Raw genomic sequence first — 22,045 nt, forward strand, 5'->3', positions numbered from 1 at the left:
TTGCCCAATATCTCGATTGAAACTGCGCTTGCCATGATGCCACAATTAATTTATGGCAATGCCTGACCACTGCACCCTGGGCGCACCACCTTTGTGATCGGGGTTTTCTTTGGTGTAGCGGCGATAGGAATAGAATCGATCGGGCGTTTGTAAGGTGCAATAGGGGGCGATCGCCATTTGTGGCTTAGCTATGCCCATTTCACTGAGTTGTTGCTGTTGTACTGCCCTGAGATCGAGGCGGCAACGTTCTGGCTCTTGATCGGGGAATATGCCCACCTCTGTGGAAATTGTTGCTATCACCTGCGCGGCCACTGTTTCGGTGACCTGATAAACTTCGCCGGAAATCGCCGGCCCCAGGGCAATCCGCAGATCCTCCAATTGGCTGCCATGATTAAGAAACTTAGCGATCGCCTTGGTCAAAATTCCCGCTGCCGTGCCGCGCCATCCGGCATGAACCGCCGCCACATGGCCTAAGTTACGATCGGCGATTAAAACTGGCACACAATCAGCGGTGCAAACCCAGACCGATTGCTTAGTTTCTTTTTTTGCCAGGTTGCTATTCTCTGCCTCTGGTTGACTCAGCGCCACCTGAATAAATACTCCATCAGCTTCAGGCAAGGTTGAATTAACTTGTCCGATCGCCAACTGGTCTAGTTCTTGATTGTCTAAGAGCCGATCGCCATGTACCTGTTTGGCGCGGTAGGCAATGCCGTCAAGGGGCTGATTGGTTTGCTTCGTTTGACTGTCTCGATCGGAATTTAGAGGCGTATTTTGAGGAGTATAAAAATGCTGTTGCAACTCGATCGGCATACTCGGAGCATGAACTTTCGAGAAAAAACCATGAGCCCAGGGTGCGAGTAGATCGCAGGTTAAATAGCCGTTTTGCCAATGCCAGCCGTTACTATTCATTAGAATTAAGATGACTTAATTTTCTTAGCCAATTTAATTTGATTTAAATTTGATGCCGTGACCAATATTGGCATAGCAGAGAATGCGGCAAAATAGCAATCTCGATCGAGGTGGAGATCTGGATCATAGCTCTAAATTGATCTGACATCTTGCCAGGATCGTAACCTACGCATCACAAATTCAAATACAGCAAATAACAGATAAGAGCTTTAAGCCTGCGATCGCCAGTTATTTCGCTCGCATAATATAAAGCCTTGAGTTAGCTTAGATCTTAGATGGGTATGGATAAGGCAGAAAAAACCGAAAAGAGCAAAAAAGCAATTAGCGCTGCCCAACAAAATACCTACGATCGCATCTATGAAATGGTGCGCCAGATCCCGATCGGTAAGGTTGCTACCTATGGTCAGATCGCCGAGCTTGCTAACCTGGCTGGCAAGGCGCGACTGGTTGGCTATGCCCTGTATCAAATTGATCCGCAGACTAGTGATGTACCGTGGCATCGGGTGATCAATGCTAAAGGTGAAATATCCTATTCTCCCCTGCGGCGGGGTGGTGATTATTTTCAGCGATCGTTGCTGGAGCAAGAAGGGATCGAGTTTGATCCAGTTGGCAAGATTAATCTACGCCAATATCGCTGGCAGAGTCACTAATGCGTAGATCTGGGGCAGTAAACTCAGCCATGATTTGCAATCCCCGCGAAGTACCAATCCGGGTTGCGCCTGCCTCAATCAAAGCGACTACCTGGGCAAAGGAGCGAATCCCACCGGAAGCCTTAATCCCAATTCTGCCCTTAGTAATTGATTTCAAAAGCTTAATCTGTTCTACGGTTGCCCCTCCTGCCCAACCGGTGCTGGTTTTCAAAAAGGCGGCACCAGCATCAAGGCAAATTTCCGCTGCCAATTTTTGCTCTGCGGGCGTTAATAAACCCATTTCCAGGATCGCCTTAACTGGTAGATCAACTCCTTCACAAATTTCTGCGATCTCCCGGTGTACTGCATCAGTCTCGCCATCTTTGAGCCAACCAAGATTAATCACCACATCCAATTCCGTCGCCCCATTTTCATTGGCTTCATGGGCTTCATACAACTTGGTGGCAGATGTGGTGGCTCCACTGGGAAAACCGATTACGGTGCTTACCTGGGGGCGCTTGTTATGTAAAAGTTCGGCGGCAAGGCGCACGTAGCAAGGATAGACACAAACGCTGGCAAAATTGAATCGATCGGCCTGGTGACAAAGTTCACTGATCCGCTCGCGGTTGGCGGTGGGGTCTAATAAAGTATGGTCAATGTAGGCGGCGGGATCGATGTCAATGGGCATAGTCAATGGGCATAGCTAAATTATGATTATTTAACTAGGCCAGAGCGCAACGCCCGCACTGCAGCCTGGGTGCGATCGTCAGCGCAGAGCTTATTGAGAATATTCCGCACGTGGGTTTTAACTGTGCCCACCGTAATATACAGGCGGCTGGCGATCTCAGAATTGCTATAGCCATTTACAATTTCCGTCAACACCTCTAGTTCACGTTCGGTTAGGGGGGTGGCTTCCAAAATTTGCTTGTATTCAGGTTCCGAAGCATCGATCTCCACCGTAGGCGTGGTGTCGCGCTTGCGAATTTGATTGAGTACGACTGTAGCGATCGCCGGATCAATCCAGGCACTGCCTTCAGAGGTAAGTTGTAAAGCCTGAATCAAATCATCGGAGCTAATATCTTTAATGCAATAGGAATCGGCACCGGCCGCAAATGCTGCTAAAACCGATTCATTATTGTCAGTGAGGGTAAGAATTAGAATTCGGGGTGACTTTCCAGAACTAAAATTCAAAGACTTAATTTGCTTGGTCACCTCAATCCCATCGATGTCTGGCAAGCCCAAATCCAGAATCACCACATCTGGCTCGGTTACTTCAACTTGCTTTACGCCATCATGACCATTAGCTGCTTCAGCTACCAGGCTAATATGCCCTTGCTGTTGCAAAGTCATTTTCATACCCACGCGGGTAAGATCGTGGTCTTCAATTAGAACGACGCGAATTGGGTCCATAGCAAGGTGTTAGGAGATTATTTAAAAATGGGGTAATTCAAGTAACTTTAGTGTAGTGCCCATGCCCAGAATTTAATTCACATAGTTTAATTTACTAGAGGGGCACTAAATGCTACTTCCTTCAGGTACAAATTATCCACATACCTATAAAGGATCTCATACAATGGCACTTTATGAGTTAATTAAGTTTAACTTGCTCAATGCAGCAAAGTGGGCGGGAAACCGAAACCCTGACCAATATGACCGATCGCCTATGCTAAAAGAACATTGCTGCCTATGCCAGAGCAGCGATTGAGCAGAACCAAGCAAAACCAAGCAAAATCAAGCAAAACATTCTTTTCCTACGCCTATGCCTCAAGATTTTGTGCCCGAATTACCAATTGAGAGCAGCTTTTTGGCGAAGCTAGATGCCGCGATCGCCACCAATGATAGTTTGCTTTGTATTGGTCTGGAACCCAATCCCGAAACAATCCCAGCGGAATATGCGGCGGAATATATCAAAGAACTCGATCGCCACAGTGACCCCGACCAGGTGGCGCAAATGTTGTGGCAATGGTTGCAGTATGTAATTAGGGAAACTTCTGCCGCCGTGTGTGCCTATAAGCCAACCCTGGGATTTTATACCGCGCTTGGCTCTGTGGGGATGGAGCTGCTCAGCCAAACCCTGGCGATCATTCCTGATCATATTCCGGTAATTCTGGATGCTAAACATGGGGATATAAATAGCTCCTCGGTGTTGGCACATACGGCATTTAGCCGCTGGCATGTAGATGCGATCACCCTCAGTCCCTGGGCTGGCCAGGACTCAGCCGCTAGATTTCTTAATTATGCAAACAAGGCGGTTTTTGTGCAATGCCATTCCGCCAACCTGACTGCTCAGGCACTACAGAACTATCCTGACCCTAATAGTCCAGTGTATTTGGAATTAGTGCGGCAATGCCAGACCTGGGGAACAGATGAACAACTTGGCTTTGAAGTGGGGGCGGCTCAGCCCGATGCGATCGCCAGGGTCAGGGCGATTGCACCAGAGCGATTGATTTTGGCTCGTAGTTTGTGGGCGCAAAGTGATGAGCAGAGTCAAGGCGAATCCGGCGATCCTGGCAAGTTTAGCGATCTCAAGTTGGCGCAAGGTAGTAGACGAAACGAAGCGATCGATCAACCGGATAACTTAACTCAGTTATTAGAAGCAGGCTTAGACCAGAATGGCAAAGGTCTAATTTTAACTGTGCGCCAGGATATCCTTACCACCAATAGCCCCGCCCGACAAATGCGATCGCTTTGTGACCTGGTAAATCAAATTAGAATCCCGATCGCTGCCGAACAGCCAATTTGCCCAATCTGGTTACCCAATGTTTGTGTGATCGATGCACCATCCCGATCGCCCCTCCCCCATTTTGATTTGATTTTGCAGCTCTATGACATTGGCTGCATCATGTTTGGTGAATATGTCCAGGCTTCCGGCGAGACTTTCCCCTATTACGTTGATTTGCGTAAAATCATTTCTAATCCGCAGGTGTTTGATAAGGTGATCGCTGCCTATGCCGGAATTTTGCAAGAGCTTAATTTCGATCGAATTGCTGGTATCCCCTATGGCGCACTACCCACCGCTACTGGATTGGCATTGCAACTAAATCGACCGATGATTTTCCCGCGCAAGGAGGTAAAAGCCTATGGTGCAAGGCGATTGATTGAAGGCCATTTTGAACCGGGTGAACGGATCGTGGTGGTGGACGATATTATGATTTCGGGCAAAAGCGTAATTGAGGGCGTGAAGAAACTGGAATCAAGTGGTTTGGTGGTCAAAGATATTGTCGTGTTTATTAACCATGAGCGGGGCGTGAGCGAGAGGATCGCCGATCAGGGCTATCGTAGTCATGCGGTACTAACTATTTCTGAGATCGCTACCACCCTATATCAGGCAGGACGTTTGAGCGAAGATCAAGTTAGTTTTTTTGCCCACCATTAAAATATTCCCGCGATCATTTACGAAAAGCCCTAGCAAAGTAAGTAAAAAGCTAGTATGTTATTGAGATTTAATCTAGCTCTAAGCTTATTCCTGATGATAACTATGCATAATTCGTATTAGGCGAATGCAGTTATGTGATTTATATTAGTTATATTAGTTAAGTATGTAAGCTTGGATACGTAAATTGCCTTAGTGATTATGTTTTGCTAAATTTGCCTAACTAAGCTGGAGTTTTGCCGAAATTGAGAATGCTGATGTATAAGCGACTTGCTGTTTTTCTAGTTGCCACCGCCGTTACTACCCTGGCCAGCCATTTCGCAGCCGGAACGGCAACCTCTGCGCCCAGGGCTAGAAGGCTGGTCACTAGCAGAGCCCGATCGCAAACCCGCACTTCCCGGCGTGTGGTTGATGGGGTTGAGAATCCACCCTTAGACATCTCAGGCGAATTGGATCTGACTCAAGCTCAGTTAGATTTAAAACTGTTCGATCGGCAAAGCCCAAATAGCCCAATCCATCACAAAAACCTGGCAGCAGAACCAACTGCAGTTGATGCTAGTGATACTAGCGATACAAATGTGAACACCAGTGAGGCTCCGGCTGAATTGGTTGAGGCGATCGCCGCCCTCGATCGCGCCGCCGCTAGTAAGGATCTCGATGCAGTGATGGCTTTCTATGCGGCAGACTTTGAGAGCAGCGATGGTCTGGATAAGCCTGAAGTGCGCAAATACCTGGCTGACCTGTGGGATAGATATAAAGAAATCAGCTACACCACCGAGATTAAAAACTGGCAGCGCCAAGATGGCCAGTATCGGGTGGAAACCATGACCAATATTTCTGGCAGCAAGCAAGGGAATGCGATCGATGGGAAGGCATCCTTTAGCCTTGAGGCCAAACTTAGTGCCGTGCAAACCTATCAGCAGCAAGATGGGAAATGGCAACTGATCAGCCAAGAGATTCTCACCGAAAAGAGTGAGCTTACCTCCGGCGAGGAGCCACCCAATATTGAGGTGCGATTGCCCGATGTGATTGGTGTGGGCCGTGAATATACCCTGGATGCAATTTTAGTCGAGCCGTTGGGAGCTAGTTTGCTACTGGGGGCAGTAATCGAAGAGCCAGTTAATTCTAATAATTATATTAAAGAAGCCGATATTGATCTCGAACCACTCAAGGCAGGTGGCATTTTCAAAATTGGCCAGGCTCCCTATCGCAGTGGCGATCGCTGGATCTCGGTGATTCTGGTGCGTGAAAGCGGCATTACGATTGTGAGCCAAAGGCTACAGGTGCGCCAGGGCACGATCGGCAATCAATACCGCGCCCTGCCAGATGATGGCCCAGTGCGGAGTCGGGTACGCCCTAATCCCGCCACGCCTCCTACCTTGTAGATCTTGTAGATTGCGCCTTAGCGGTATCCGCATAGGAACACCAATCGCTCCAACTACCCACATATAACTTGCCATGATCCAGCCCTGCGATCGCCATTGACCACAAATTTACGCAGGCAGTCACACCAGAACCGCAATAAACTAAAACCTCCTCTTTGGTCTTTAGCTCAGCCCAGCGCTGTTTTAATGCTTCAAGCTTTTGGAGATTGCCACAAGCATCAGAAACCTCCTGCCAGGGATAATTAACCGCACCAGGGATATGCCCGGCGATCGGATCGATCGGTTCAACCTCGCCGCGATAACGGGGAGCAGCACGCGAGTCGATTAATGCCACGCTGGGCAGGTCTTTTTTTGCTTGCACATAGTCAATGTCTATGGCCAGGTTTGGATTGAGCTTAATTGCAAAGTTGCCCACTTTTAATGGTGGAACCCTGGCCGAGATGGGCTGATCTGCCTCATGCCATGCCGAGAACCCACCATCCAAAATTGCCACCTGGTGATGACCTAAATACCGCAACAACCACCAGGCTCTGGCTGCAAACGCAAAGCGCGAATCGTCATAGAGCACCACGATCGATTCCTGGCTCTCCACTTCATCCACAGAGCCAGAATTAATCCCAAAACTGCCTAGCTTGGCGGCCAGCTTGTCTAGCTCAGGTAGGGGGTGGCGACCACCATGCTTTTGCACAGGACTGGAGAGATCTTGATTCAGGTCTAAATAATACGCACCAGGGATATGCCCAGCTTGATACTTCTGCCGACCCAAGCCAGGATCTGCAAGGGCAAAGCGACAATCAATTATCACCAGGCGATCGCTATTTAGATGTTTTTGGAGCCAATCGATCGAGACGATCGGGGAATCCAGGGCGATTGATTGCTCTTGGTTATTAAGCTCAAACTCTGTAGACATAAGACATCAATAAAAATCAATCCAGATATGCTGGTATTTAGGTATTTAGACCATAGGTTAGGATGCGTAATTAAAATTCTAAGACTCCATGCATTACACCCTCGTGCTGATTAACTGAGCTATGGGGTTGCGTCGATCGCTCCAGCCCACAAAAGCAATAGCCTGGAAATATTGGAGCATTTAGGTTAGATTATATTTTTTTGCTGCGATCGCCCATTCAGAATTTAGAGCATTAATGGTATTGTTATAAGCCATTGCTTACAAACAACTTACTCCAATCATTGGGGGGTTAGCTCAGTTGGTAGAGCGCTGCGATCGCACCGCAGAGGTCAGGGGTTCGAATCCCCTATCCTCCATCCCTATTTTTGAAAATCAAATAAATTAAATAAAGTGAATTGATTTAGCCACGGCGGCGCGAAGAAGAACGGCTACGGGATGATTTAGGTTGATCGTGCTCTAGGGCTGCGGCCATACCAAACAGCACAAATGCCAGAATCCAGAAAAATTCGATCGGCTCGCCACTTTGATAGGTTTCTGCAGTAGAGGCCAGGCTAAAACCAAGATCGCCCACGAACATGAAGACACCGGCTGCCCCCAGTAAACGCCAGGATTGGGCAAAACGACCGCCCCAGAACGCCAATAGCAACATAGCGGCTACAATCAAAATCAAGATGTCACCAAGGGCATAGAGCGTTAGTAACATCGTGGCTGGATCAAAGGTGATGCCGCCAGAAGGATTGCCAGCAAAAAAGGTGATGTAACCTGCCGCAATGATACCAGCAGCCCCAACTAGAGCGACAATCAGCCATTGTTTTAGATCCAGGTTCAGTTTACGGCTAATTACTGCTGAGACCATACCGATCGACAAAAACACATAGGTCAGCACAAAGAAAATATCGGGAATCGCGGGCGGAGTTGGCTCTAAGCCCATGCCTAGTTCCATGTAACCAAAAATCAGATTACCTAAGCCCCAGCTAAATACACCCAGGCCGATCGTCAGCCACACATTTGCACCGCTCATCACCTTGCGCCCCTGCCAGTTGCGGATGCAGAGTAGACAACTGACCGCGATCGCCACAGTTTGGAAAATATAGGTACCAATTCGATACCAACCTGGTCGCAGCAGTTCACCATTCACCTCAACCGTAGGTGGGCTGAATAATAAATAGAACAATAAGGACAAAACCGCCCAGATTATGCCACCTAGCACCACATATTGGGTGGGTAATAAAGATGAGGACTTGGTTTTACTCATAATGATCTACCAGCTAACACTGCAAAAGTATGGCATATGCCTGTAAACATCTAATCTATAGTATGTATTAGTATTATTTACATGTTCATACATGTTCAGAATAATTGAATATAGCCGTGCCAATGTTTATCGGGAATTTGTGAATAATTCAACTAATTGAGCTAATTCAACTATCGCCACAGCTTACCCTTTGGCGTACTTTTTAGCCAGTCCCCAAATTTTTGCCGATCGGATTCGGGCATATCTTCCAACGCATCAAGCGCATTGTCCACAAAGCTATTATTGCCAAAATAGTCCTGCGCCAGCTTAAACAGGTCACCCAACAGGGTCTGAAGGCGATTGTCATCCCAGGAAGGAATCTGCATACTGCTAATTGGATCAAGTTCTAAAAGTTGCTCGATATCTTTGGGGTTAGAAACCTGGGAAAACTTGCCCTGTGCCATCAGTTTATACATATCCTGCTTAAACGAGCCAGCTTGCCGATTGCCCAGAAAATCTTCTACTTCAAAATAAACCGCTTGGAGCAAAAGCAGACAACCCTGCACCAGCTCCCGCTCCACAATTTGATCGATAATATTACTGGCTTGATATTGATCGATTTTGACCTTGCCCCAAACACTAAACCGCTTGGGCTCTTCGAGCAATACACAGGCCTTACCTTTATTGTCTGTTAAATCTCGCCAGAATTCTAAAGCTTCTTCTCGATTGTCACCAAAAATATTTAAAAGCCGAAACGTTTGCCCTTGATATTGCAAAATGGCAATTTGCTGCTCTTTTCGTTGGGGGTTTTGGACGCTGATGATCTCAACGTCTTTACGCTTTAAGATGAACATGGTTTCCAGCCTTGACCGAGCATTACCATTAGCAGCAATGAGTAGCTATATAATGCCAGAGTTATTCCCAAATGCAAGTAAAAACCAGCAGATTAGAGAAATATTATCATTTAACTTCAACTAAACTTGTTTTTGCAGCAGCTAAATGGCGATCGCCTCAACATTGACCTAGCATTGCCAGAGTTATTCAACTCATTTAATATTTATCCTGAAACATTTAACCCGTAAAGTTTACAGGAGAGCCACCCGATTTAATTTAATCTTTTTAGTAGGCAAATACTATAGCCAAGAGCTAAACATCGCCTCTTGGTTAATTACCTTCTAATTCAAGCTTAGTAGAGGGATGAGCAATTTGGGTACTGGTAAAACTACTAATAATACTAAAGCAAGCAATATTAATCCTAAAGCATCCTGCCAACTTTTTAACTCCGTTACTTCATCTAAAATTGGCGATCGCTCAGTTTTAATCACAAATGCGGCGATCGCAAAAATCCATAACCACGATTGTGCCAATAGCGCCAGCATCAGCAATAATAGTCGAGCAATTTGGCCAACTGTAGCGGCTTTGGTTTGTCCAAACATGGCATGGGCCAAGTCTCCGCCTTCGAGCCAACCGATCGGCATTAGGCTAATTGCCGTGAGCGCTAGTCCTGCCCAACCCGCCAGTGCCAGGGGATGCATCTCGATTGCCCTGCCGTTAAACCTGCCCCAAGTAACTAGTTGGGCGATCGCTGCCAGCAAAATTGAATTTTGGGGATTGAAGGTGGCAAAGCTGGTTTGCAAATAACTAATCATGCCACCATTGGCCGCGCTTGAGGTGGCAATGAGTTCTGTAGCGCTGGAATTGACTAATCCTACAATTAGCAAGGGAAACGCGATCGCTAAGCCCGCCAGGGTCGGCACGATCGCCAGATGAAAAGCTGCACGGCGGTTGGGAAGATAGCCCGCTTGAGGTAGTGCATAGCTACCCAGGGTGCCCAGGCCAGCCAAAAAAGGAATTACAAAAGGTGGACTTAACTTGAGCTGATAGCGCTTTGCCACTAAGTGTCGGGCAATCTGATGGGTCAGTCCAAATATGAATAGGGCGATCGCATAAACGATGCCTGAGCCGATCGCCGGAAACCGAAAATTGTCCAGGCTGAGCGTGCGTATGTTTGCACCAGTTGCCAGCATCGTCACGATCGTGCTTGCTAATAACAACAGTGGCAAGATCCATCGCCCCAGGTTAGCTGGTTTAATTGGTCTGTTTGTTGCCGATCGCTTTAGTTTCAGTTTGGCGCGATTGTTACCTGTAGGGACAATATCAGCAACTTGAATTTGGTCTAAATTCAGGTTTTGGAGGTTATTTATGTGATTGGGATTTTTTGTCTGGCCAGAATTATCTGGGGTGTTCAGTCGTGGTAGCAGCAGAAAATTATAAAGTGGCTCGGTGCTCAGATCGTCTAGTTGATTGGCGGCGCTAGGGGCATTGCTTGGGGCGGGCTGAAAAAAGATCCAGAATCGATCGCCAAATTCAGCGTTAATATTGGCGCTAATAATCCGGTAAATGGCCTCAGAGGGTGATAGTTTTGCTAGTTCTGTTGCATCCGGTAGATGATCGGTTTGTGCGGGTTGCTCGCGGAGCGATCGCTGCCAATTACTCCCTGCCTGATAGCGTAATTGCCCCTGACAGACGATCGCCCTTTGGTTGTATTCAATTTGCTTGAGGAAAAAAACTGCCCAGGGAAAGCAACCCTTGAGCCTGGTTTCTGCCTCTGGTGCTAATGCTGGTTTGGTAATATAGCTCAAGGCTGGCGACAACTCGGCGATCGCATAGGCGCTGGGCGTATGGAGAAAAAAGGGGGGCGATTGTGCCGCTGGGCTCAAACTAAAATAGAGCCAGATCCAAGTCAAGGTAACCACTACTAATAAAATGGGCGGAAATGGTTGCCGCACCCACACCGACCAGCCAACTAACAAAGTGGGTAGCAACATTAACCCTAGCCAGATCGCCAGGGACGCAGTTGGGGTGAGATTGATATTTGCTCTAGGAGCGGATTTGGCTCGCCAGCTCAAATATGCAGCTATCAATCCGACAAAGAAAAAAACTAGCAGATCGCTGATCGCCATGCCTGACTTATATGTGTGATGATTTTGGTGATTTGGTACTGCTGAATAGGTAAGGATTTGGGACATAATCAAATATCCACAACCTAGACTAACGCGATGTGCAACTAAAGAGTTGAAACCATTAGATCTTCGTTCTAAATAGTCTAGATGTTGAGATTTTGAGTAGCTCAAACAATGCAAAATCAATAGTCTATAAATAGTTGCACATGAGGTTAGACTATGAATTTAAAACCGATTATCAATTGCCCTTACTACTGCATGACTATCGGTGGTTTTAAGGGGCGATGCCCGTAGCTGAGCAAAGCCTTCTTGCTTTTTATAACTACTAATTACTTACTTCATATCTACTTCATGAATGAAGTTGCCAATTCCACATCCTTCCTGCTGCCCACAATTAGTGGGGTACGGGCATGGAGCTTGGGCGGCACTACATCCATAATGTCAACTTTGCCAGTGGTCGCCAATCCACCAGCCTGAGTGATCAAAAATGCCAGCGGTGCAGACTCATAGAGCAACCGGAGTTTACCTTCGGGTTGAGTGGTCATGCCGGGATAGAGAAAGACCCCACCCTGGAATAAAATGCGGTGAAAATCAGCTACTAATGCGCCAGAATAGCGCGCGGAGTAGCCCGGTTGGCGGTGCAAATGGCGGATATATTCACGGATATTTTCTTCCCAATGACAATAATTGCCCTCGTTAATACTATAGGTACTACCGCTTTCGGGAACTTGTACATTTTCCTGGGACAGAATAAATTCACCCAGACTGGGATCGAGCGTAAAGGAATGCACCCCCTTGCCGATCGTATAGACAAACATGGTGCTAGAGCCATAGAGAATATAGCCAGCGGCAACTTGCTTATGCCCTGGCTGCAATAGATCGTCAGCATCGCCAGTGGTGTCGATCCCCTCCTGTTGGCGCACTGAAAAGATTGTGCCCACGGCCAGGTTGGCATCAATGTTACTAGAGCCATCGATCGGATCGAACAAGAGGGTATAGCGACCGATCGGACAGTTTTCGGGGATATAGTAGGGCTTCTCCATTTCTTCAGAAGCTAAGCGACAGACCAGGCCGCTTTGCTCAAACGCGCGTACAAAGATGCGATTGGCATATTGATCCATTTTTTTGACGCTTTCGCCCTGCACATTTACATCCCCAGTAACGCCCAGGGCATCTTCGAGTAAACCAGCGCGGCTAAGCCGTCGGGACACCATTTTGCCCGCCAGGCCGATCCGGTTCATCAAAGCACTCATATCATAGGCATCGGGATCGTGGGTGCCAATTTGCGATAGGACATGGCGCGAAAGGGTGGTGAGGTCACGCCCAATATCACTTTCTTGATCGGGATGGAGCCTGGTGTCGTCTGTGGTCGTCATGGCAATTTTTATTAGATCTTAGCTTCCCAACTAGTGTAACTACTTTGTCTAGATTTTTCCTTTATTTCTTTGGGGCTGGGGCTGAGCTACACATAAGTTGACATTTGAATGAGTAAGGATTGCGATCGATCTTGGTAAACCTAGCTTGTCGTTACTGGCGATCGCTTGAGCACCCGATTGCTTTGTTAGCGAGCATTTTTGATCGAATTTTATTGAATTTTATCGAATTGCCATTAATTAACTGCTGGGCGATCGCCCTACCTACAATAGCTTTAATAGCTTTAGCTTGATTCAGGATCTGCCTAAGAAACTGCTATGTTAGTTATAGATAGGAAACGTGAACATTGCTACATGACTTGCTAGGAGGGCATACAAGTTAAGGGGGCAATATTCCTAGACAATTGATTTTCTTGGTTTGGACTTTGGATTGCTCAGGTTGGGCATTAGGTACTTAGATTTTGCGATCGTGACATGAGACATGAGTGGGAATTTACTAAACAATCGCTATCGCATCATTGAAGTGCTGGGCAGTGGTGGCTTTGGCGAAACTTTTTTAGCTGAAGATACGCAAATGCCATCGCTGCGACGTTGTGTAATTAAGCAACTCAAGCCGATCGCCAATAATCCCCTGGTTTATCATCTGGTCAAGGAGCGATTTCAACGGGAAGCCGCCGTTTTAGAAAAATTAGGCGACGAACACCGCCAGATCCCACGCCTCTATGCCAAGTTTAATGAAAATGGCTTGTTCTATCTGGTGCAGGAATGGATCGATGGTCAAACCCTGGCCGCGAAAGTCTATGAAGAAGGTTTGTTCGACGAAGCGATCGCCAGACAGGTTTTAGTTGAAGTTTTGCTGGTGCTGGATTTTGTCCATGGTCAGGGCATGATCCACCGCGACATCAAGCCCGATAATATAATTATGCGACAGGGCGATCGCCTGCCAGTGCTAATTGATTTTGGCTCGGTTAAAGAAACCCTGGGCACGGTGGTGAATGTACCAAATGCTCAGGGGCAAACCACCACTTCGATCGTAATTGGTACGCCAGGATTTATGCCCACCGAACAGGCGGCGGGGCGGCCAGTCTTTGCCAGTGATATTTATAGCCTGGGGATGACAATTATTTATGCCATCACCGGCAAGATTCCCCGTGAACTGCCGATTGATTTGGAAACAGGCCGGGTGCGATGGCAAGAATATGCCAGCCATCTGAGCACTGAGCTAATTGCAATCCTGGATCGGGCTACCCAGGTTTATAGCCGCGATCGCTATGCCAATGCCAGAGAGATGCTGAATGATTTGCAACCGCGCTGGCAAACTGGTTTGCAAGGGAGTGGCAACAGTCAGGCAAGTACAGGTCAGGGCAATATTGGCAGTGGGCAAAATATTCAATCCCATTCTGGCGCTGCCGCTAATCAGGCTAGTGGTGTTAATAGTGGCCAAAATAATTTAAGCAATACAGGTCAATCTAGTTCGACAACAACTCCAGCCCATCCCACCCAAACCAATCAACCGATCGCCACCAGATTGCAGCAGACTCAGCAGCCCCAGTCATCGCAGCGATCACAGCGATCGGGGAATTCACCAGCTCGAAGCAGTGCCCAGGGTAATGAACCTGCCGATCGCCAGATCACTCTCCTGACTGCGATCGTTGCCAGTGGCATTGCCAGCTTGTTAGTGGTTTTGGGAGTATTAGCCTTAAATTCACGCCTCACGGCTCGCAAGCCAGTACCTGCGATTAATAATCCCGCGCCAACAGCGCCAGGCCAAAATCCCAACCAGCCTACAACCGTGCCTACAGTTGAGCAGCCGAACGCCCCTAATCAGCCGATCGATCGTGAGTTAGCCGCAGAGCTAGAGAAACGCAGCCAGATCGATCAGTCCTGTCAGGATGACACCAGCAGAGAGGTGAAGATTATTGCGCCGCAGTCGCCCCTGGATGTTCACATGCGCCCCAGCATTGATGCTCAGGTTACAGCCAGTCTGCCAAATGGCTCAACTGCTGGCGTGGTATCCAGTCAAGGCGATTGGCTGGAGATCAACAGTCCGGTCAATGGCTGGATCGATCGATCGGCAACCACCAGTAATTGCGATCGGCAGGTGGAAGCGATCAGTTTTGCCCCCAACCAAAGCTCAACCACCATATCCAGTAGTTTTGAGGTTCCTGGCAGCCATGCTTATATTGTCAGGGCTAATGCTGGGCAGGTCTTAGTTCTTCAGCAACTCCAGGGCAGCTTACCTATCCTCAAAGACCCCAATGGGCAGCTAGTGGCTAGTGCTAATCGCAATGGCGATCGTGCTGCGTTTCGATTGTCTGCTTCTGGCATTTATACGCTGGAGTTTAGTTCTGTCGAACCAGACTATATCTATGAGTTCTCGTTGCAATTAGAGTAGGATTCAGCCAGGTTAAATATCGCCAAGCGCTGACACTAACATTAACATCAAGCTAATTTCAGATCATGCTAAGATGCTGCAATTAAGCCATATTAATGCCATCAGCTCCAAGCCAGTTCTTTTAACCAACACATATTAAAGAATTAAAGAATTAGGTTAGTTAGATCGATATTAGTCTTAACTAAGCTTGATTAATTCCAGCAATCGTAACTCTCTGCTAAGGGGGGGGTGATTGTCACTTAGCTAGAGTTAGTACCGAAACTAGTCTATAACCGCTACTCCTAAATTTTACTCAAACTTTAAATTGGGTCACAGGTAATCACAAAATTAATCAATTTATACTTTAATACCTGACCACTAAAAGATACTTTGGGAATGTTTAGTAATTAATAGTAATTAATTAGCAAATTTCTGGCAATTAGGGAACTATTTCCCAAGTTCTAATTGCGTAAAAATAGAAACTAAAACTTGATTTGAACTTGAGACGTTGGCAACCTATAAGTAGCTTGTGAGTTTATATCATCTAAAATCTGATACCTACCAATTTAGTCATAATAACCAGCCCAGGGTATTGGTAGTCAGCACTAATAATGAGCTGGTTAAACAAATCTGCTCCATCCTGATTAAGTATCAATTTGCCTTTGAGATCGCCAATCTTGGTGAACAGGCATGGCAGATGATTAATCGCAATTGTCCAGATTTGGTGATTTGCGATTGGGAAATTCCAGACATGTCCGGTTTGGCTCTCTGTCAGAGGATTAAGGCGGGATTGATTAACCAGAGCCTATCACGAGTTTATTTTGTGGCCGTGATTGCCGATCGCCAAAAGGAACAACGGGCAATGGGGATTGAGGTTGGGATTGATGAATTTGTATATACACCGATCGATGAGATTGAACTTAGCCTGCGGGTGCGCTCTGGTTGCCGTGCCAGCGTAACCGCTAAATTACTGGGCTGGACAAAGCAGAAATTAGCAATCCAAGAAAAGTTATTTAAGGCGTTGGAGCTAACCGATCGGGCTACTGGTTTGCTCACTCAGCAATCAATGCAGTTGGGTTTGCCCAGGTTTTTAGCAGAACTGGAGCAGCAAAACTTCGATCGCACCTATTTAAATTTAATGCTCTTAGGTGTGAGTCAATATGAGCAAGTCCGCGATAAATATGGCAATCGCATTGCGGCTGAAGTAATGGGGGCGATCGCCGGCAGAATTAGAAATAAAGTGGAAGCCGATAGTATCCTCTGTCACTATGGTTGTGAAAGTGGTAATGAGTTGATTTGTATTACCACAAACATCGATCCCAACTGTATTAATGATCTAGGTCAACGTTTATTGGCGGCTGTGTCTACCCATCCTATTGCTGTGGACGGGGGGCTGTTGCTACCCATGAATCTGAATATTGGCAGCGTGGTCTGTCAACTGTCAGCCGATCTCGATTTCCCGCAACTGATCGAGCAGGGGCATCAGTTATTAGCAAAAGCCAAGCAGGATGGCAAAAACTGTATGCGGATCGCGGATATTTCGGCGCAAACCCCTATTTATACGGCCTGAGCTTTACTAGCGTTACTCAGCTAACTTTGATGGCGACGCAACTGGGCATCGAGAAAATCAATAAACTGTTTCGCTGTGCGTCCCGATCGACCACTGTGATTGGTGGCCCATTGCAAGGCGCGGAATTCTAGATCTTCTTTGGGCAGGCGAATCTGAGCAATCTTGGCCAGGTGATGCACAATTTCTAGATAGGTATCCTGGTTCGCAGCCGTGAAGGTGAGGGTAAGACCAAACCGATCGCTGAGGGAGATTTTTTCCTGTACCGTATCCCAGGCATGGATCTCATCCGCATCACTGGGGCGCGGTCGATCGTTAAAGAACTCACGAATCAAATGGCGGCGATTGGAGGTGGCATAAACGATCGCATTGGGCGGTCTGGCTACTACGCTGCCCTCTAGGATCGCTTTTAGTGCTTTGTAGTTACTTTCATCGGCTTCAAAGGAAAGGTCATCCACAAAAATAATAAACTTTTGCGGCAGATGCCATAGTTGCGCTGTAATCAGTGGTAGCGCCTCTAGATCACTTTGGGACAGGTCAATTAGTCGCAAACCGCGATCGCCATATAAATTCAACAGCGATTTAACCAGTGAAGACTTACCAGTGCCACGACTGCCATAGAGCAATGCATTCAAAGCCGGATAGCCTGCTAAGAAAGCCTCAGTATTTTGGATTAGTAACTCTTTTTGATATTCATACCCCACTAAGCTGGTGGCCTGAACCGGATCGGGATGGGGAATCCCCACTAAGTTGCCCTGCTGCCAACGAAAGGCGAGATAGTTGGCGAATTTGCCAGTGCCAAATTGACGATAATAATCAGCCAGTGGTTGTATGAGGCTATCCCAATCGTCAGTTTGCGTAAATTTAGCACTGATCTGCTCCCGTGCCTGCGATCCAGCGGTTTGGGCTTGCTTGGTGTAGCGATCGCTGAAACTATTGCTAGCAAAACCTTCACGTAGCGAAGGCAATTGATCCAGATTTGTAGCCAACCGTACCCATTCGTTGAGCCGATCGCCATCACTGCAAAATATGCTGCGCAGGGCATTTAAGTCATGCTTGGCCGCAGTGAGCAAATCAGGTGCTAAATGATCATAATCCTGCCGTTGCGCTGCTTGACTGAAGGGGTTAGGATCGCTCAGAATTTGACTTAGCAGATAATCAGGCCAACTTTGCTCTACTTCCGCCAAAGCACGAAACCAATTGCCGTAGGCATGCAAACAATCTAAAACCAGGTTGCGATAATGGCGATCTTGGGGCGGTAGGCTATCTGGTTGGGGGTTTATTGGAGTATTTAACTTAGCGCTGGCTTGAATATTTACGGCCTTTGGCAAAGCTGGTGGATTGGTGGCAGTAGGGTCGATCGCCAGAACTTGCGCCAGAACTTCTAGCAATTTTAAATATGCTTGGCCGGGGGCTTGATTCAAGACATTTTGGTAAAGCAGCAACGATTGAGATTGGCGTTGCAAGGCATAGACAAAATCGGCAATTAATTCTTTCATCTAACTATTTGACAGCAGGGCGATCGTATCTAGGTATTAATGAACGCTTTGGGGCATTGATTAGCGTTTTTGAGCATTAATCTAGCTTCAATCTAGCTTAAGAATAGCGCAGCGCATAGCCCACCCCGCGCACAGTTTGGATCATGCGGGGTTCTTGGTTGGCTTCCAGCTTCAGGCGCAAATAGCGAATATAGACTTCAATGATGTTGGAATCGCCCATAAAGTCATAGCCCCAGACGTTTTCCAGAATCCGATCGCGGGTTAGCACCTGTTGGGGATGATCGAGCAAATATTCCAGCAGGTCAAATTCCTTGGCAGTAAGCTCAATTTTACGATCGCCCCGAAATACTTCCCTGGTGCGGCGATCGAGCTTGAGATCATCAAACTCCAGGCGATCGCTGTTTTCTCCTTTGGTTCGGCGTAAATTCACCCGTACACGTGCCAATAATTCTTCAATGCTGAACGGCTTGACCACATAATCATCCGCGCCCGCATCCAGACCAGCCACGCGATCTTTAATCTCGTCCCGTGCTGTCACCATAATAATCGGCACCTTATTGCCAGTTTGGCGGAGGCGGCGACACATTTCTAGGCCAGAAATCCCTGGCATCATCCAATCCATAATGATCAAATCATGGTTAGCATTCCGTGCCTGCATCAAGCCATTCATGCCATCATTTGCTACCGTGACCTTATAGCCTTCATACTCCAGCTCCATTTGCACAAACTGGGCTAGCTTTTCTTCGTCTTCGATAATCAAAATTTGCGATGTCATACCTTGAATCCTTGCTGATCAAACATCATTATGGCCTTGTGGTTTCCTGGTCTGAATATAAGCTTAGATCTATTAGCTCCTTTGGCATAACAACTTAAGCCGATCGCAGCACAATCGAAAAAATGCTGCCCTGTTCTGGCTCCGAATGCACAAAAACTTTACCGGCCATTGCCTCAACTAGCGCTTTGACCATCGCTAAACCCATGCCAATCCCACCCGTATCCCGACTGCGCGATCGCTCCACCCGATAGAGGGGCTCGAATATTTTGGTTTGTTCACGATTGGGAATGCCACAACCACGATCGCAAACTTGAATTATTACGGCTGGAGATAAATTAGCGGGATGGTCGATATGCTCAGCATAGCCAGGATTACTCGCATTACTTTTATTATTCGCATTAACTGGGGGATCGGCTTCAATCAATTGTAGCGATCGTAAAGTTATTGGTTGTTTTGGTGCAGAATAACGCACCGCATTTTCGATTAGCAATAATAAAGCCTGACTTAAGTAGCTGGGGTGAGCTTGGAGCATCACATTGGCATTGCTTTCTTGACTTAGATCTGGCCGCGCCTGATGATTTTGGAGATTTTGGAGATTTTGCAGCTCCTTAGAATCGCTGCCTGGCTGCATATCTGTCTGAATATTTGTCTGAATATTTGCATAGCCTTTGATCGGGGTGTTTGCTTGAGAATTCAGTTGATAATTTACTGAGGAATTCGATTGGCGATCGCTCTCAACGTAAACCTGATTAACATCAGCGATCGTATTTTGATTTATTTCCTGTCCCCACTGCCCAGTAATGGTTTGATGCGGCAATATCTGGATCGAATTTATCGAGTTTTGCCATTTGCCTGTGGCGATCGCTGCCGTTTCTGTCAATAGCTGAGCAACTGAAACTGGTTCAATTGATAGTTCCGATCGACCTGCTTGCAATCGTTTAAGCTGTAAAAACTGCTGGAGCGTATCGATAATTCGTTCAGTTTCAAGCAAGCTAATGCCAAGTGCCTTCCTCTGCGTTTCAGTAAGGTTTTGCTCCCGATTTAGCACCCCCTGCAAATAGCCATAGATAATACTGAGCGAGGTGCGGAACTCGTGGGACAGGTTATTAATAAATTGCAGGTGGCTCAATTTAGCGCGATCGATCGCTATCCATGAATCATCCCCAGACTCGTCCCGATCGCTCAATTCGCTATTTTGATCGCCAAAGCCAGGATCTTTTTTAGGTGTATTTAACCAAGGAGTCAAATTGTGCTGGCATGATGGCTCCGGCTTGCCCATATTCGTCATATGATTTACACCTGGGGTGGTGTCGGATAGGGGAATAGGGGAATAGTTGAAACTAGCGATCGCTGTGGCATCTTGGTTTCGGTGCTTAATTTTGTTACTGCGGCATAACTCACTAATTGCTCTGGCTTAGGATATGGGAAGCAGTGATTTAGCTGAACTTACAATGGCTTGTCTAAGTTAGGGATCACAAGCATGGCTACTTAAATAAATATGGTTATTTGGTATTAGACTTAATCGATTGAATTGATTGCCCTGATCAATCCCAAAATCTATTTGCCAGTCGATCGCGTATTAGTAATATTAGTAGTTGAATGCGGTGGTTACCCATCAACAAATCTCGTTCAACATTATGGCGGTAATCATGGTGGCGGGAATGATTGCCATTTAAGCCAGAAGCTTAAGTTTAGTGATATTGGCTTGAGGATCGCCTAATTTAATTCTTAGCTGAATTTAATGAATTTGAGCCTGATTTGAGTTAGGCGCATTAGTTAAGCTTGTTCTAATCATCTAAATTAATGGTATTTAGAAGGAGCGGCGATCAAATCATGTGCCTTTACCAGCAATCAAGCTCAAATACCTGCGACACAAGGCAACGGGATCGTAGGTGGTTTTAAACTTTTGTTGAACTTGAGCAGAAGGGATGAATCGATCGCGGTCAGCTAAAATTTGCACTATTCGATCGCGCCATTCCTCGGCATTATAGGCATCCTGGATATATTCAGCCAGTTCCAGGGTCACCTCTGGCAAGGTGGTGCAGCGCGTGGTTAGGGTGGGCAAGCCCAGGCCGATCGCTTCCACGGGGGGCAGGCCAAAGCCCTCGAACACAGAAGGAAACACAAATAGATCCGCGTGGCGGTAGTACCAGGCCAGCTCGGTATTGCTGATGTAGCCAGTTACATAGACCCGATCGCCTAAGCCCAATTCATTTACCAGCGCTGGAATATCATCACAACGATCGCGCCGCATCCCCACCAGCGAATCTGGCAACTGTCCCACCAGCACCAGAGCATATTGATCCAGCGATCGCGGCAACTTGGCAAATGCTTGCAGCAATGTGGCGAGATTTTTATGTTTATAGTGATTGGCAACTGAAAGCAAAAACGGGCGATCGGGGATGGGGTTTGGCGCAGTGGCGATCGTAAATCGCTCCCACAGAATCGGAATATTGATTGCTTTTAATTTTGCCAAGCGAGTCGGAGCATTAGCCAAACCATAAACCTGCGCTACATCATTACGCACATGCTCAGTATCGGTGACCGTGTAGCTGGTAAATCTGAGGGTGAGGCGATGGGTCAGGTTTTGCCACAATCGCTTTTTCCAATCAAATAGCTCCGGGAAATGCCAATAGTTAAGATCGTGAATCGTGGTAACGGTAGGAATTTTGTAGAACCGGGGTAGGGGCGTGAAGTAGTTGGGGAAGAGTAACCCTTCCAGTTGTAATTCTTTGACATACTTTGGCAGGTCAATAATCTCGCTAACAAAGCGATTGCCCCGCAGCTTAATCGGGATAGTTTTAACCTTCTGGGCGATCGGCTTTAAATCTGGGATCTCATCACAGGTATCACTGAGCCAGTTGGCCACTGGAGCGGGCAGAAACAAGAACACCTCTACGTCTTCGATCTGGGCTAAACCCACCGCCAGGCCAAACAACACAAATTCAGCACCGCCTACTTTGGTTGGTTTTAAGAATAGTCCGCTAATACCGATCCGCATGTTTAGCTATAGGTTGAAGAAAAAGTTTAAAGCAATCGACCATCAATTATTTA

Annotated in this window: 17 protein-coding genes and 1 tRNA gene; 6 read left to right on the top strand and 12 right to left on the bottom strand. The window is 47.0% G+C overall.

Annotated features, from left to right (window positions below; all coding sequences use genetic code 11):
- Positions 1-45: 45 nt before the first annotated feature.
- Positions 46-909, bottom strand: coding sequence for a peptidoglycan editing factor PgeF (gene pgeF / locus PSE7367_RS13885; RefSeq protein ID WP_015165991.1), 864 nt, complete (start codon positions 907-909; stop codon positions 46-48).
- Between the two features lie 281 nt (positions 910-1,190).
- Here pgeF and PSE7367_RS13890 point away from each other — a divergent pair, with 281 nt between their 5' ends.
- Positions 1,191-1,559: an MGMT family protein gene (locus PSE7367_RS13890; RefSeq protein ID WP_051038158.1), complete on the top strand. Its 369-nt coding sequence runs from the start codon at positions 1,191-1,193 to the stop codon at positions 1,557-1,559.
- Here PSE7367_RS13890 and deoC read toward each other — a convergent pair.
- Both deoC and PSE7367_RS13900 read right to left on the bottom strand, forming a co-directional pair.
- A complete protein-coding gene (gene deoC, locus PSE7367_RS13895; RefSeq protein WP_015165993.1) occupies positions 1,525-2,226 on the bottom strand; it encodes a deoxyribose-phosphate aldolase in 702 nt (233 codons plus the stop codon). The genes PSE7367_RS13890 and deoC overlap by 35 nt on opposite strands.
- Before the next feature lie 26 nt (positions 2,227-2,252).
- A complete protein-coding gene (locus PSE7367_RS13900) occupies positions 2,253-2,948 on the bottom strand; it encodes a response regulator (protein ID WP_015165994.1) in 696 nt (231 codons plus the stop codon).
- A 349-nt stretch (positions 2,949-3,297) separates the two neighbouring features.
- On the opposite strand from PSE7367_RS13900, the gene pyrF reads away from it, so the two are divergent.
- Positions 3,298-4,914, top strand: a complete 1,617-nt coding sequence (gene pyrF, locus PSE7367_RS13905) for an orotidine-5'-phosphate decarboxylase (RefSeq protein WP_015165995.1) — start codon at positions 3,298-3,300, stop codon at positions 4,912-4,914.
- Positions 4,915-5,168: 254 nt separating this feature from the next.
- Complete coding sequence (locus PSE7367_RS13910) at positions 5,169-6,296, top strand: hypothetical protein (RefSeq protein WP_015165996.1); 1,128 nt, start codon at positions 5,169-5,171, stop codon at positions 6,294-6,296.
- Here PSE7367_RS13910 and PSE7367_RS13915 read toward each other — a convergent pair.
- A complete protein-coding gene (locus tag PSE7367_RS13915; protein ID WP_015165997.1) occupies positions 6,286-7,206 on the bottom strand; it encodes a sulfurtransferase in 921 nt (306 codons plus the stop codon). The genes PSE7367_RS13910 and PSE7367_RS13915 overlap by 11 nt on opposite strands.
- A 283-nt stretch (positions 7,207-7,489) precedes the next feature.
- Here PSE7367_RS13915 and PSE7367_RS13920 point away from each other — a divergent pair.
- A tRNA-Ala gene (locus PSE7367_RS13920) sits at positions 7,490-7,562 on the top strand.
- A gap of 44 nt (positions 7,563-7,606) precedes the next feature.
- On the opposite strand, the gene PSE7367_RS13925 is transcribed toward PSE7367_RS13920, so the two are convergent.
- The 4 genes from PSE7367_RS13925 to fbp all read right to left on the bottom strand — a co-directional run bounded on the left by PSE7367_RS13925 (position 7,607) and on the right by fbp (position 12,779).
- Entirely contained in the window at positions 7,607-8,461 is an 855-nt protein-coding gene (locus PSE7367_RS13925; RefSeq protein WP_015165998.1) for a hypothetical protein, read from the bottom strand.
- Positions 8,462-8,631: 170 nt separating this feature from the next.
- Positions 8,632-9,294: an Npun_F0813 family protein gene (locus PSE7367_RS13930; protein ID WP_015165999.1), complete on the bottom strand. Its 663-nt coding sequence runs from the start codon at positions 9,292-9,294 to the stop codon at positions 8,632-8,634.
- Positions 9,295-9,615: 321 nt separating this feature from the next.
- Positions 9,616-11,469, bottom strand: a complete 1,854-nt coding sequence (locus PSE7367_RS13935) for a zinc metalloprotease (RefSeq protein ID WP_015166000.1) — start codon at positions 11,467-11,469, stop codon at positions 9,616-9,618.
- 278 nt (positions 11,470-11,747) lie between these two features.
- On the bottom strand, positions 11,748-12,779 hold the full coding sequence (gene fbp / locus PSE7367_RS13940) for a class 1 fructose-bisphosphatase (protein ID WP_015166001.1): 1,032 nt from the start codon (positions 12,777-12,779) through the stop codon (positions 11,748-11,750).
- A 478-nt stretch (positions 12,780-13,257) separates the two neighbouring features.
- Here fbp and PSE7367_RS20555 point away from each other — a divergent pair, with 478 nt between their 5' ends.
- Both PSE7367_RS20555 and PSE7367_RS13950 read left to right on the top strand, forming a co-directional pair.
- On the top strand, positions 13,258-15,171 hold the full coding sequence (locus tag PSE7367_RS20555) for a serine/threonine-protein kinase (protein ID WP_015166002.1): 1,914 nt from the start codon (positions 13,258-13,260) through the stop codon (positions 15,169-15,171).
- A 508-nt stretch (positions 15,172-15,679) separates the two neighbouring features.
- The gene (locus PSE7367_RS13950; RefSeq protein WP_015166003.1) at positions 15,680-16,720 is read left to right on the top strand and encodes a diguanylate cyclase domain-containing protein; all 1,041 of its coding nucleotides are present in this window, start codon (positions 15,680-15,682) and stop codon (positions 16,718-16,720) included.
- Positions 16,721-16,740: 20 nt separating this feature from the next.
- Here PSE7367_RS13950 and PSE7367_RS13955 read toward each other — a convergent pair whose 3' ends face one another.
- From PSE7367_RS13955 to PSE7367_RS13975, 4 genes are all read right to left on the bottom strand, one after another.
- Entirely contained in the window at positions 16,741-18,216 is a 1,476-nt protein-coding gene (locus PSE7367_RS13955; protein ID WP_015166004.1) for an ATP-binding protein, read from the bottom strand.
- Between the two features lie 97 nt (positions 18,217-18,313).
- Positions 18,314-18,991, bottom strand: a complete 678-nt coding sequence (locus tag PSE7367_RS13960) for a response regulator transcription factor (protein ID WP_015166005.1) — start codon at positions 18,989-18,991, stop codon at positions 18,314-18,316.
- 94 nt (positions 18,992-19,085) lie between these two features.
- A complete protein-coding gene (locus PSE7367_RS20560) occupies positions 19,086-20,279 on the bottom strand; it encodes a sensor histidine kinase (RefSeq protein WP_015166006.1) in 1,194 nt (397 codons plus the stop codon).
- Between the two features lie 543 nt (positions 20,280-20,822).
- A complete protein-coding gene (locus tag PSE7367_RS13975) occupies positions 20,823-21,992 on the bottom strand; it encodes a glycosyltransferase family 4 protein (RefSeq protein WP_015166007.1) in 1,170 nt (389 codons plus the stop codon).
- Between the last annotated feature and the right edge of the window lie 53 nt (positions 21,993-22,045).

The sequence above is a fragment of the Pseudanabaena sp. PCC 7367 genome, from assembly GCF_000317065.1.
Classification (GTDB): Bacteria; Cyanobacteriota; Cyanobacteriia; order Pseudanabaenales; family Pseudanabaenaceae; genus Thalassoporum; species Thalassoporum mexicanum.